Below are 210 nucleotides of genomic sequence, written 5' to 3' on the forward strand. Positions count from 1 at the left end.
CCAACTGAAAGAGCGCGTAGCCGAAGCAAACACTGATGCAGACGCCGAGAAGAGGTGGTTTCAGAAGAAGGTCCTCGATCAAGCAACTCGTCAGATTCGAGACACGCTTCGCTACCTCAAAGAGCAGCCCAAGATTGGCCTTACCAACCATCGTGGACATGAACGCCAACTCACGTTTGATTCAATCACTCAATTTCATAAAGTTGTTGT

At 48.6% G+C, this 210-nt stretch carries 1 protein-coding gene; it reads left to right on the plus strand.

Going from position 1 to position 210, the window contains the following annotated elements; translation table 11 throughout:
• The coding region (locus ACY9Z2_RS19615) for a hypothetical protein (protein WP_463611341.1) at positions 1-210 on the plus strand (210 nt) is incomplete at both ends.

This window comes from Virgibacillus sp. GM2-2 (genome assembly GCF_055329585.1).